10 protein-coding genes are annotated in these 12931 nt (G+C 56.5%); all 10 read right to left on the bottom strand.

The genetic code is table 11. The annotated features are described in order from the left end of the window. A complete protein-coding gene (locus VGH19_11190) occupies nt 1–858 on the bottom strand; it encodes a methyltransferase domain-containing protein (protein HEY1171925.1) in 858 nt (285 codons plus the stop codon). 101 nt (nt 859–959) lie between these two features. After that, nucleotides 960–2264: a S41 family peptidase gene (locus tag VGH19_11185; GenBank protein ID HEY1171924.1), complete on the bottom strand. Its 1305-nt coding sequence runs from the start codon at nt 2262–2264 to the stop codon at nt 960–962. Between the two features lie 242 nt (nt 2265–2506). Beyond that, nucleotides 2507–3184: a 2-C-methyl-D-erythritol 4-phosphate cytidylyltransferase gene (gene ispD, locus VGH19_11180; GenBank protein HEY1171923.1), complete on the bottom strand. Its 678-nt coding sequence runs from the start codon at nt 3182–3184 to the stop codon at nt 2507–2509. Between the two features lie 157 nt (nt 3185–3341). Next, nucleotides 3342–5060: a single-stranded-DNA-specific exonuclease RecJ gene (recJ, locus tag VGH19_11175; protein HEY1171922.1), complete on the bottom strand. Its 1719-nt coding sequence runs from the start codon at nt 5058–5060 to the stop codon at nt 3342–3344. 4 nt (nt 5061–5064) lie between these two features. Continuing rightward, the gene (locus VGH19_11170) at nt 5065–5697 is read right to left on the bottom strand and encodes an exopolysaccharide biosynthesis protein (protein ID HEY1171921.1); all 633 of its coding nucleotides are present in this window, start codon (nt 5695–5697) and stop codon (nt 5065–5067) included. A gap of 14 nt (nt 5698–5711) precedes the next feature. Continuing rightward, a complete protein-coding gene (locus VGH19_11165) occupies nt 5712–6755 on the bottom strand; it encodes a TerC family protein (GenBank protein HEY1171920.1) in 1044 nt (347 codons plus the stop codon). 7 nt (nt 6756–6762) lie between these two features. Then, nucleotides 6763–9309: a protein translocase subunit SecD gene (secD, locus tag VGH19_11160; GenBank protein HEY1171919.1), complete on the bottom strand. Its 2547-nt coding sequence runs from the start codon at nt 9307–9309 to the stop codon at nt 6763–6765. Between the two features lie 23 nt (nt 9310–9332). Next, on the bottom strand, nt 9333–9680 hold the full coding sequence (gene yajC / locus VGH19_11155) for a preprotein translocase subunit YajC (GenBank protein HEY1171918.1): 348 nt from the start codon (nt 9678–9680) through the stop codon (nt 9333–9335). A 182-nt stretch (nt 9681–9862) separates the two neighbouring features. After that, the gene (gene tgt / locus VGH19_11150) at nt 9863–11029 is read right to left on the bottom strand and encodes a tRNA guanosine(34) transglycosylase Tgt (GenBank protein HEY1171917.1); all 1167 of its coding nucleotides are present in this window, start codon (nt 11027–11029) and stop codon (nt 9863–9865) included. A 172-nt stretch (nt 11030–11201) separates the two neighbouring features. Further along, the gene (locus tag VGH19_11145) at nt 11202–12923 is read right to left on the bottom strand and encodes a proline--tRNA ligase (GenBank protein HEY1171916.1); all 1722 of its coding nucleotides are present in this window, start codon (nt 12921–12923) and stop codon (nt 11202–11204) included. Nucleotides 12924–12931 lie beyond the last annotated feature (8 nt).

Here is a 12931-nt window from a genome sequence, read left to right as displayed (position 1 = left end):
TCAGGGGGGGAAACCGAACGCCATTTTCACCGCTTTATATTCCGGATGCACCGCCCCATCCGTCTTGCGGATGATCAACGGAGGCTCCTCCCATGTCTGCCCCCGCATATCCTCCGGCAGATGTTCCGCACGCATGAGGATGAACACACCCAGTAACGGCACCTCTCCTTCCCGCAATACAACTGGCCGCCAGCGCACCACACTCATCCCTGCTTCCTTCGCCGCCTCGAACACTCGTTGCTTCTGCGCCTCCGGCTTCACCGGAAACACGCACGCGAACACACCACCCGGCGCCAGCCGCGGTGACGCCGCCTGGCAATAGCTTAAAATATCTCCACGCGTCTCGAAGCGGCAGGCGATCTTCTGCGGATGATCCCCCAGCACACCTGCTTCCAGGGGAAAATATGGCGGACTGCCCAGCACCAGATCAAACACGTCATCCTCGCGCAAAATCCCCGCTTCACGGAAATCCCCCTGCCGGATCTCATAACGCTCCGTCAGCCCGTTATACCTCGCCGACTTCCCCGCCAGCCGCACACTCTCCTCCTGTGCCTCGATCGTTACAAACTTCGCCCCCGGCAATCGCCACGCCGCGATCATGCCCACCGAACCGATACCGCTGCCCAGATCCAGCACCCGATGCGCCGTCGGGCACCAGCTCGTCCCATACCACGCAGTCAGCACATCATCCGTGCTGTAGCGATGCCCCTTCTCCAGTTGGAACAACCGGAACTGCCCGCTGATGGCATCCAAGGTTTCTCCTTCTTCCACCTCGGGCACATCCGTACGCGGTACATCCGGTCCGGGTATCGCCCAACCTTTGAAAAACCGCTTCGGCACCGTCACATCATCCTGCATGCGTGCCGCACGTTATGACGGCAGAAAGCCAGCGTCCAGCCCGCAACCTCGAGAGTTCGATGTTCATCCCCACCATCTACTATCCACCATCAACTCTTCCACTAACCCTTCTTCGCCGCCTTCTTCGCATCCTGCCCCGTGTAGAGCAGAATCCCCTTCAGCAAATCCATCGCCCGTTCCAATTGCACATCCTTCGTTCCGAGAACCTTTTCCTTGTCCTCACCCTCCAACATCTCCGCACCACCGGGGGAACGCAAACGCGCCAGATTCACCTCATCCTCCAGCGACATCGGTACGATGCTATCCGGCGTGATGCCGTGCTCATGGATCGTCTTATGGCTCGGCGTGTAATACTTCGCCGTCGTCAGGCGTAGCGCCGAATCATCCGGCAACGGCAAGATGCTTTGCACCGAACCCTTGCCGAACGACTGCTCGCCCATGATATGCGCGCGCTTCACGTCTTGCAGGCAACCCGCCACGATTTCCGAGGCGCTCGCACTGCCACCATTCACCAACACCACCATGGGGATGTCTTTGTAAATTCCCGGCCCCTTCGCCGAATAAGAAGACTTCTGCGCTTCATTGCGGCCCTCCGTCGTCACAATCAGCTGGCCGCGCGGCAGGAACAATTCGCAGACCTTCACTGCCTGGTCGAGCAAGCCACCCGGATTCGCCCGCAAGTCCAGCACGAGCGCCTTCATCCCCGCCTTCTGCTGTTTCTCCAAAGCCGCCTTCAATTCATCCGCTGTCTTCTCGCCGAACTGTGTCAGGCGTACGTAACCGATGTTATCCTCCAGCAGCTTGAACTCCCGCTTGCCGCTCAGATCCTTCGCCGTATCCACCTTGATCTCCGCACGCACCAGCTTTATCTCTTTCGGTTCTGCCCAGCCTTCTCGAGCCACCTTGATCGTCACCTCCGTGCCCGGAGCACCACGCAAACGCTTCACCGCCTCCGAGATGGGCAGCTTCTCCGCATTCTTGCCCCCGATCTCCACGATTCGATCACCAGACAAAATGCCCGCCGCATAACCCGGCGTATCCTCGATCGGCGCCACCACCGTCAGAAAACCATTTTTGGATTGGATGACGATGCCCACCCCGCCGAACTGGCCTTCCGTGTCATCCTGCAAATCCTTGAACTTAGACGCATCCATGAACTCGCTGTGCGGGTCCAGTGTGGACACCATACCGCGCAACGCCCCATGCATCAGATCCTGATAAGACACCTTTTCCCCATCCACATAATCCTTGCGGATCATCTCCATCACCCTCGCCAGCAACGCGTAATGACTGTACGGGTCATCCTTGCCCGCCGCCTGCACACTGTGGAAATAGATCTGCGCACCGAGGAACAGGTTCACCCCAAGCACCAAGGTCACCGTACTGAAGAGGATTTTTTTCTTCATAACCGCTTATCTGCGTACTACGCGCAAACTAAGACCCATGAACCAAAATAGCAAGCGAGGCTTCGTAGCTTCGCAATGACCCATGACGAAGCCCGAATGACCAAGGAATGACTAAAGCCCAAATGCCTCCGAGCCCCATCCCAAATCTGTGTCATTCTGTTCCATCCGTGGCTAAATGCTTCCTTGGACATTACTGGCCTCCGGTGCAACCGGTTCCTTCGTCATGCGGATTTGGTCATTCGTCATTTCTTTAAGAGTATCTCCAGCCACGGAATATCCGATGGCGCCGTAGCCTTCACATTCGGCGTCGCACACTCCACCAACCGCACCGGCTGCCCAATCAATTCACATGCCGCCGTATCATCCGTCACCAAAAGTCCCCTCTCCTTCACCAGTGATAACGCTTTGCGGATGACCGGCACCTGAAACGTCTGCGGCGTTTGCACCGACCACAACCGGCTCCGGTCCAAGTGCCCGCTGATGGTCTTGCCATCCGTGGATTCCTTCATCGTATCCACCACCCGTTGCGCCGCTACCGCCGCACCCGTCTCACGCGCCGCTTGAATAGTCGCCGCGATAAGTTCATACGTCACACAAGGCCGCGCCCCGTCATGAATGGCCACAATCTCCGCCTTCTCTGAAATCGCCACGATGCCATTCCACACCGAATCCTGTCGTTCCTTCCCGCCCGGCACCAACCGATACGGCTTCTTGAAACCTTCATCCGCCGCCAACTCTTCAAACGCCGATTGCATCCCCTCCCGCACCACCAACACGATCTCATCCACTGCCGCACATGAATCGAACTGCCGCCATGTGTGTACGATGATGGGCTTGCCGTTCACTTCAAGGAACAGCTTGTCCACATTCGGTCCCATGCGCGTCCCGCGCCCCGCCGCCACAATCACTGCTGATACCATAAAATCCTTAATCTGTAGCCGCTGACATCACTCCGCGCTGACAATTAAAATTTACTAGACCTACTGATAACGCCAAACGATTTACCACCCTCTCCCCTCGGAGGGGAGAGGGCCGGGGTGAGGGGTGCCCGTTTTACATCTGTGTGTTCATCTGTGGTTAAACTTTTCCCTCTCTCCAATCCAGCAACTTCAACTGGATCGTTGTCCGCCCATTGTATTCATTCCGCTGCGGCGCGAACGCCAGATCAAACACACCCTTCGGCATCGGCGCCTGCCCCACGCCCCACCACACCACATCACGCACAGACACCCCATCCGTTGCCTGAAACTTCACATGCTGCCCTTCCTTCCCCATGCGACGCGGCTCCCCCACCATCCGCAGATTCCGCGCCGCCAGTTGCACCGCAGCATTCCCTTGTCCCATCGGCTCCAGCTTTTGCAAAGCATCCAGAAACACCATGTCCACCTGCCCCAGCGTGATCTCTGCATCCAGCGAAAGCCGTGGCTGCAGATATTCCGCTGAAATCGTCTTGCGCGCCAGATCGTTCAAACGTGTGCGAAACGCCTCCACCTGCAATGGCACGATCGTCAACCCCGCCGCCATCGCATGCCCGCCATGCTTCACTAAGATGTCCTCACACGAGCGCAACGCCGCCGCCAGATCAAATCCCTCAATGCTCCGCCCCGAGCCACGCCACTCCTCACCCGATCCGCCTAAAATGATTGTGGGTCGATAAAATTCCCTCAACACCCGCGAGGCCACAATCCCCACCACGCCGATGTGCCACATCATCTCCCCCAGCACGATCACGTAATCCCGCTCCGGCTGGAACTGACTGCGCACCGTTGCGATGGCCGACTCCGCTATCCCCTTCTCGATCTCCTGCCGCTCCCGATTCCGCACATCCAACTCGCGCGCCAAAGGCAACGCTTCCGCCACCGATCTGGCGCGCAACAAATCCAATGCCTGCGACGCATTCTCCAACCGCCCCGCCGCATTCAATCGCGGCGCCAGTTGATACCCCACCTCATACACGCCGATATTCCCGCTCGTCTGGCTTACCTCCTTCAACGCGATCAACCCCGGCCGCTTCGTCTCCCCCAACGCCTTCAACCCCTGTGAGACCAGCACGCGATTCTCCCCTCGCAACGGCACCAAGTCCGCTACCGTTCCTAGCGCCACCAGATCCAGGTATTGCCGGATATCATACGTGGCCATCTCTGCGAAATTCAGCTCACGCCCACGTTTCACGATCGCGTGCAGAAGTTTGAATACCAACCCCACGGAGCACAACATCTGGCTCAGTTTATCATCACTGCGCTGTGGGTTCACCAACCCTAGCGCCTTCGGTTCCGGTGAAGAAACCTGATGGTGATCCAATACCAACACATCCACTGCCCGCTCGTTCAACCACTGAATCGTCTCTACCGCCGTAGAACCGCAATCCACCGCCAGCAACACCTTCGCCGGATACTTCCTCAGGCAGTTCTCCACGCCATCGCGACTTAGCCCGTATCCCTCCTCCATGCGATGCGGCAGATACGTTTCCACCTTCCAACCCAATGCCGTCAGCGATTCACTCAATAACGTCGTGGAAGTCACACCGTCCACATCGTAATCACCGAAGATGACGACCAGTTCACCCTGCTTCCGCGCAGAGTAAAGCCGTTCCACCGCCTTCGCCATGTCCGGCAGCAAAAACGGATCGCGCAAGTTCTTCAACTTGGGATCAAGAAACTCAGCAGCGGCAGCCTCCTCCGATATCTCGCGGTTCAACAGGCATTGGGCAAGCAGCGGCGAGACCTTCAGGCCCTGGCTCAAGACACGGGCCAGCTCCAGTTGGACGGGCGCAAATGACCAGCGATACGATTTCACTTACTTAAAATCCGAAAAATTGACGGATGTTATCCGAATATTTCTCAAAGATTTCCACGGCTCCCTTGGATAAAGCCAGCAGATAAATCACCGATGCCGCCGAAAGAAAATAACCGACCCACACCAGCACCGCATCCTCCTCCATCAGGCTCACGCACAAGAAGATGACCGCCAGCCCAGGACCGGAATTGGTGAATGGCAGCGGCAAAGGCAAAACCAGCAACACGCCCAAAAACGCGATCAGCAACCCGTTCGCCCGCAGCGATATCGTGTGCCCGATCCACTCACGTCCGCGTGGCTTCGCCATCTTCTCGATCCGTTTCACCCACTTGATGCTCGCCGCGATGATCTTACGCTGACGTTCCACCGGGATGACCTTCTTGCCGATGAAACCGGGCAATTTCGGCGGCAGTCCCAAAGCCATGCGCATGCCCGCGATGATGATGATCACTCCGACAACCAGACTGAAACCCGGCAGTGGAATCGGCGTGATGAACGGCAGACTGATGAGGATGAGGAAGAGGTAAATACCACGACCGCCTGTCCGCTCGATAAGCTCGTTCAGAGTCAGCACCGCGTTGTCATCCGCTGTCCCCAGCAACGCCTCCAAACTCTGGGATAACGGCTGCCGGTGCATACGTCAGGCTCCTGTCACTTAGGACCGCTGCCCTTGTCCTTGCCAGCGGCTTCGTCCGTTTCCGCCGAAGGCTGCGCACCCGGTTTCTGGTCATCCGGCGGCAATTTTCCTTCCTTCTTCGAGACAAGCAATGAGAGCAAGATGGATCCGATGATGATGCCCGCGATGACACCGAGAGAGATGGTGATGGGTATCTTGAACTGATACCACTCTGGCGTTTTGCCATGCGGATCGGCCAGCATCTTAACGCCGATGAACACCAGCACCACCGACAGTCCGACCTTCAAATAGCGGAACATACCGATGGCATCCGCCAGCACGAAGTAAAGCGAGCGCAAACCGAGGATCGCAAAGACGTTCGAGGTGAAAACGATGAACGGCTTGTCCGTGATCGCAAAGATTGCCGGGATGGAATCCACTGCGAAGATCAGGTCCGTCGTCTCCACCATCACCAGCACCAGCGCCAGAGGAGTCAGTATCTTCTTGCCATCGATCTCGGTCGTGAACTTCTGTCCGTCAAACTCCTTGGCCACCGGATAGAATTTCCTCACCAGCCGGATGATCGGATTCTTCTCCGGCTCCACGCCCTCGTCATCACCGAACATCATCTTGATGCCAGTGAAGACCAGGAACGCACCGAACACATACAACGTCCACGCAAACGTCTTGATGAGGGCGGCACCCACCCCGATCATCACGCCACGCATCACCAGCGCTCCAAGGATGCCCCAGAACAGCACCCGATGCTGATAGGCGAGCGGCACCCGGAAGTAAGCGAAAATCAGCGCGATCACGAAGACGTTATCCATCGAAAGCGACAACTCGATGATATAACCCGTGATGTATTGCAGAGCCTCCTCCCGCCCCCGCAGGTGATAAACATAACCAGAAAACGCCATGGACAGCGTAAACCACACTGCCGTCCAGCCCAGCGCTTCTTTGAAACGCACCACCCGCGCTTCCTTGTGGAACACCCCAAGGTCAAGGGCGAGGAAGAACAGGATCACCAGGATGAACCCGGCATAGTGCCCGCCCGTGATTTCCGTGATCGCAAGCATCAGACTTTTAACGAACCTCGACCGTCTCCACCGCCCGGTCCATCACCACTGCGGAACCGCTGGTCTTCGGCTTCTCGCCCTTATGATACCACAGTACGATCGCCGCCGCGATGTAGATACTGGAATAGCAGCCGGTGAGGATGCCGACCAGGAACGTGAACGCGAAGTCGTTGATCACACCGCCACCCCAGATATAAAGCGCGCCCGTGGAGAGCAGCACCGTGCCGGAGGTTATGATCGTGCGGCTCAAAGTCTCATTGAGTGCGCTGTTCATGATCTCTTTGAACGAACCGCGCGCACCCATCTTCAGATGCTCGCGGATACGGTCAAAGATCACGATGGTATCGTTGATCGAGAAACCGATGATCGTCAGGATGGCCGCCACCATCGTGGCGCTCAACTGGCGGTCCGTGAGAAAGAACCAGCCCAACGTCATGAACACGTCGTGAAGCACCGCCACCACCGCACCCAAGGCGAAGGAAAACTCATAACGCAATGCCACATAGACCAGGATGCCCAGCAAGGAAAGCAACGTGGCCACGACCGCCGATTTGACGATCTCCATGCCCACCGCCGGGCCGACCTTGTCCAGGCTCACCAGCTTGAAGCCTGCCTTCTCGAAAGAACTCTTCAGGATGCTTTCCACCTTGGACCCTTTTTCAAATTCCGTCAGGATGCTCAGACGCTCCTTCTCCCCGCTTTGATATTGGATCGTGAATTCACCCAGTTCGGCCTTTTCCAGGACATTACGGATCTCCGTCTGCTCCACCTTCTGGGTGTATTCGAAGATGGCGTTGTCACCACCTTTGAAATCCACGCCCAGAGCATGAGACCCACGATACAGGCCATACCCTGAACCCACGATCACCAGCGTCCAGGACAGGATGAACGCCGGCTTGGCCAGCTTCAGGAAGTCGAAATTAGTCTTGCCGACGAGCTTGAACATCTTCAGTGAACTGATCACGTTCTTGTATATCAGCCAGTCAAAGATCAGACGCGTCACCACCAATGCAGTGAACATGCTCACCGCCACACCGATAGAGAGCGTGACACCGAAGCCCTGCACCGGACCGGTACCGAAGTAGATCAGCAAAACGGAAGAGATCAACGTGGTGACGTTCGCATCCAAAATCGTGCTGAAAGCTTTTTCATAGCCTGCCTTCAGAGCCGCACGCAATGCCTTCCCCGCCTCCAGTTCCTCGCGCATACGCTCGAAGATCAGCACGTTCGCATCCACCGCCATACCAATGGTGAGCACGATACCCGCAATGCCCGGCAGCGTGAACGTCGCATCGATCGAGCACATCACGCCAATCAGGATCACGATGTTAAGCATCAAGGCGATATTCGCGATCAAACCCGCCAGCATATAATACACCAGCATGAATCCAGCCACCAGAATGATACCATACATTGAAGCGCGGATGCCGCTTTCGATGGAGTCTTTGCCCAATGACGGGTCCACAGAACGCTCCTCCTCGATCTCCACCGGGGCTTCCAACGGATTCTCCAAAGCATTGGCAAGGCGATAAGCCTCCTTCAAATCGTAATTACCCGTGATCTGGCAGTTGCCGCCCAAGATCGGTTCATTGATGTTTGGAGCAGAATACAGCTCACCATCCAGCACAATGGCCAGTTGCTCACCCACATGCGCCTTCGTCACATTGCCGAACTTGGTCGCACCCTCGGCATCGAAAGTAAGGTGGATTTCCGGCTTGGAGGTGATCGGGTTCAAAGCCACACCGGCGCGCTGCACATACTTGCCCGTCAGACCTTCCGAAGCCTTCTTGCTTACTACATAAGCGCGGCTGCCTTTGGTGCCGTCCTGCAAGGAAACTTCTTCACGAAGGATCTCGTAACCCGGCGGCACCAGACCCTGCTGGAGATAACGGTCGCTCTCGCGATGCACCATGCGGAACTCCAGATGGGCCACCTTTTGCAGCGTCTCACGGACCGCTTCACGATCCACCTCGGAAAGACCCGGCATCTGTATCAGGATACGTTTCTCACCCTGCGGCTGGATGATCGGCTCGGACACACCGAACCGGTCCACACGCTTACGGAGCACTTCCACCGCCTGGGTAAGCGCTTCCTGTTTGCGATGCGCCCGTTCGATCTCACTGAGCGTGACTGCATTGGTGCCCTGCTGTTGGGCATTGTTCACCGCAGCGTCCACATCCACGCCCACGAGGAACGCGGTGCCGCCTTGCAGGTCGAGACCCAACCGGATCTGGCCCGATGCATCACGCTGCAAACGGTTCAGGATCGTGCGCTTGGCATTGGTGGTCTGGCCTTTGGCATACGTTGGAAAGTAGGAAGCGATGTCGTTCGTGCCGATCGCATCCCACAAGCTGCCATAAACCCGGGTCGGATTCTCCGCTTCCAGCTTTTTCGCCTGAGCGACGATGGCCGTGAAATTGGTATCCGTATTGTTGACTGCCTTCTCTTCGAAAACTTGGATCAGATTCCGGCTCGTCGGCGGGTTCATCTCGTTCACGGACCACGCCACGACAAAGACGACCAACAATAACTTCCAAAGATGACTGGAATTCATGCGAACTTTCTAAAGGCTAAAAATTAGGCTTCCTTGACTTCTGGACCGGTGCTGCTGCCGCGCTCAGTGATCTCCGCGATGGCCGTACGCAAGACTTCAAACTTCGAATCTTCCGAACGTACAGTCACATGCTTCTCTTTCACCGTGATGATGACGCCGACGATGCCGCCGTTCGTCACCACTTTGTCCCCACGCTTCAAAGTCTTCAGCAGTTCCGCATGCTCCTTGGCCTTCTTCTGCTGCGGACGGATCAACAGGAAATAGAAGATCACGAACATCAGCACCATCGGCACCAAACCGGCCCAAGCTGGTTGTTGCGACTGTCCACCTGCGGCCTGTGCGAGCAAAAATGTCATTCCTGTTTCAATCATACGTGCAAAATAAGAGCGATAACTCTATGTATCAAAGTCGCCAACGCAAGTCATTTGGCTCAAGTTTTTCGTTATCGTAACGCCTTTCCTAGACCAAGGAACACCGCTTCCCACTCAAAAGTTCAGTCTAGAATGCCTTTCCTCCCTGCCGATTTTAAAAATTCAGCGCGCTTTTGAGTGCTTTACTCACCCCGGCTGGCGGTGTCCGTTTTACGCAGATGCTCTTCCCGAGCCGCCAAAACCTTCTCCGTCGGGATGTAATTCTTGATGAATTCCGCCCGGAACTCCCCGAACGTGCCAGCAGCCAGATGCTTGCGAATATCCGCCATAACCCGTTGGAACATAAAGGTGTTATGCACACTGAGCATACGCAGACCAAGGATTTCCTCCACATTCAGCAGATGCCGCAGGTAAGCCCGCGTAAAATTCCGGCAGGCATAGCACTCGCACCCCTCTTCAATCGGCCCAAAGTCCGCCTTGTTAAAACCACCCTTGATGCTGATGGTGCCCTTGTATGTGAATGCTGTGCCATTCCGCGCCACCCGGGTGGGCAACACGCAATCGAACATATCCACCCCTCGCGCCACTAATTCAACCAACTGCGCCGGAGTTCCCAAACCCATGGCGTAGCGCGGCTTGTTCGCCGGGAGATGCGGTTCCGTGTATTCCACGGCCTTCATCATCTCCGGCTCCGGCTCGCCCACGCTCACGCCACCAATGGCATAACCATCAAAATCCATGCCCACAATCGCCTTAGCGCACTTCTCGCGAAGCTCCGCATGCCCTGCCCCTTGAGCGATGCCGAAGTAGAACTGCCCTTCCGCTCGCGGCTGCACCCGACACACCTCCGCCCAACGGATCGTCCGCTCCACTGCGGCTTTGATCTCGTTATACGGCTTGTCATGCGGCGGGCATTCATCGAACACCATCGCGATGTCCGAACCCAACTCACGCTGGATGGCCATCGACTCTTTCGGCCCCATGAAGATCGGCGAGCCATCCAGATGCGAACGGAACTCCACACCATCTTCCCGCACCGTGCGGATCTTTCCGAGACTGAACACTTGAAACCCGCCCGAGTCCGTAAGGATGGGCAGATTCCAATTCATGAACTTATGCAGGCCACCTGCCAGCTTCATGATGTCCATGCCGGGACGGATGGAGAGATGATACGTATTCCCCAGAATGATCTGGGTATTCATCTCCATCAACTCACGCGGGTCCAATGCCTTCACGCTCGCCTGCGTGCCCACTGACATGAACACCGGCGTATCCACCACACCACGCGTCGTCGTCATGCGCCCCAATCGCGCTTTAGACGTCGTATCCGTTTTTAAAAGCTCAAACATTCAGACAAAGAGTAAACCACAGATGGACACAGATTAACACAGATGAAAACTGGGAAGTGACACGAATTTCACGAATTAGCACAAATTGAAAACTGCTTAATTTGTGAAAATCAGTGCAATTCGTATCTTCCCTATCTGTGTTGATCTGTGTCCATCCGTGACTAAATAGATCTTACTTGCCCACCAACTCGAGAATCTTCGCGAGCGCTTCTTCCTGCTTCACGAAAGTCACCGCACCACCGCGCGGCTTGACTTCGATCTCGCCTTTCGCCAGCGATTTCTCGCCGATGCCGATGCGGATCGGGAAACCCACGAGGTCAGCGTCCTTGAACTTCACACCCGGACGATCATCGCGATCATCGAGGATGACTTCGACACCCTTCGCCGTAAGTTGCGCGTAGAGTTCTTCTGCCAGCACCATTACAGGACTGCCGGGAACCACACCCAGCGGCGTGATACACACCTGATACGGCGCGACGGATAGCGGCCAGAGGATGCCGTCTTTGTCGTTCCGTTGCTCGATGATCGCCTGCATCGTGCGCGTCACGCCGATGCCGTAGCAACCCATCACGCACGGCTTCGCCACGCCATTTTCATCGAGATACTTCGCGTTCAACGCCTCGCTATACTTCGTGCCCAGCTTGAACACGTGACCGACTTCGATCGCGCGACGAATCTTCAACGGCTGACCGGTGGCGACACATAGTTCGCCCACCTTCACCGTGCGCACATCCACCCAATGATTCACTTCGATGTCGCGTTCGATCTCCACATGGCGGAAATGGAAGCCATCTTCATTCGCGCCCGTGGTCATGCCCTTGCTGCCGCGTAACACTTCATCCGCGTAAACCGGCATGGTGGACTTCATCGCGGCCTTCACAGCACCGAGACTGCCGGGACGCGCACCCATCGCTTCAAAGATGTCATCCGCTGTAGCGGGACGATATTCGTTCGTGCCGATGAGCCCCGCGAACTTCGCTTCGTTCAACTGGTCATCACCACGCAAGAGCACGATCACCAGCTTGCTCTGCACCATGTAGATCAGCGTCTTGATCTGCTGATGAGCGGCAACGTTGTAAGGATCTTTGCCTAGTGCCTCGATGGTCACCACGCCTGGCGTCGCGAATTTCTCAACTGCAGCGCCAGTGGATTCCTTCGGCGTCGCGGCCAAAGGTCCTTGGCTCGAAGCTTTCTCGATGTTCGCGGCGTACTTGCCAGATTCGCAATACACCACGTCGTTCTCACCCGTCTCAGCCGGAACCATGAACTCATGCGAGAACTTGCCGCCGATCACGCCAGTATCCGCTTCCACCGGGAAAGACTGGATGCCGCAACGCTCAAAGATGCGCGTGTAGGCGTCATACATCTTCTGGTAGCTCGCTTGCGCTGCTTCATCCGTCGCGTCGAAACTGTAGGCGTCCTTCATGATGAACTCCTTCGCGCGCATCAGACCGAAGCGCGGACGGATCTCATCACGGAACTTCACCTGGATCTGGTAAAAATTCTTCGGCATCTGGCGATAGGAACTGATCTCGCCTGCGGCCAGGGTCGTGATGACTTCTTCATGCGTCGGGCCGAGCACCCATTCCTTGCGGGCGCGATCCTTAACTTTGAAGAGCACGTCGCGAGCGGTTTCATAACGGCCGGTCGCCTGCCAGATCTCCGGCGGTTGCAACGCGGGCATCAAAACTTCAAGCGCACCAGCGCGATCCATCTCTTCGCGCACGATCTGCTCCACCTTGCGCAACACACGCAAACCGAGCGGCATGAACGTGTAGAGGCCGCCAGCCAGCTTGCGGATCAGGCCCGCACGCAGCAGGAGTTTATGGGACGTGATCTCCGCATCACTCGGAGATTCTTTCAAAGTCGGTATCAGTGCTTGTGTCCAGCGCATATAAAATC

Source organism: Verrucomicrobiia bacterium, assembly GCA_036405135.1.
In the GTDB taxonomy this organism is placed as follows: Bacteria; Verrucomicrobiota; Verrucomicrobiia; order Limisphaerales; family JAEYXS01; genus JAEYXS01.
The sequence above is the reverse complement of the archived record's forward strand: the minus strand, read 5'-3'. Positions and strand labels throughout refer to the sequence as shown.

Excerpts from the sequence above, each read along its gene's own strand:
- VGH19_11190 (HEY1171925.1), bottom strand. The coding sequence starts at position 858 with ATGCAGGATGATGTGACGGTGCCGAAGCGGTTTTTCAAAGGTTGGGCG.
- VGH19_11185 (HEY1171924.1), bottom strand. The coding sequence starts at position 2,264 with ATGAAGAAAAAAATCCTCTTCAGTACGGTGACCTTGGTGCTTGGGGTG.
- ispD (HEY1171923.1), bottom strand. The coding sequence starts at position 3,184 with ATGGTATCAGCAGTGATTGTGGCGGCGGGGCGCGGGACGCGCATGGGA.
- VGH19_11170 (HEY1171921.1), bottom strand. The coding sequence starts at position 5,697 with ATGCACCGGCAGCCGTTATCCCAGAGTTTGGAGGCGTTGCTGGGGACA.
- VGH19_11165 (HEY1171920.1), bottom strand. The coding sequence starts at position 6,755 with ATGCTTGCGATCACGGAAATCACGGGCGGGCACTATGCCGGGTTCATC.
- secD (HEY1171919.1), bottom strand. The coding sequence starts at position 9,309 with ATGAATTCCAGTCATCTTTGGAAGTTATTGTTGGTCGTCTTTGTCGTG.
- yajC (HEY1171918.1), bottom strand. The coding sequence starts at position 9,680 with ATGATTGAAACAGGAATGACATTTTTGCTCGCACAGGCCGCAGGTGGA.
- tgt (HEY1171917.1), bottom strand. The coding sequence starts at position 11,029 with ATGTTTGAGCTTTTAAAAACGGATACGACGTCTAAAGCGCGATTGGGG.
- VGH19_11145 (HEY1171916.1), bottom strand. The coding sequence starts at position 12,923 with ATGCGCTGGACACAAGCACTGATACCGACTTTGAAAGAATCTCCGAGT.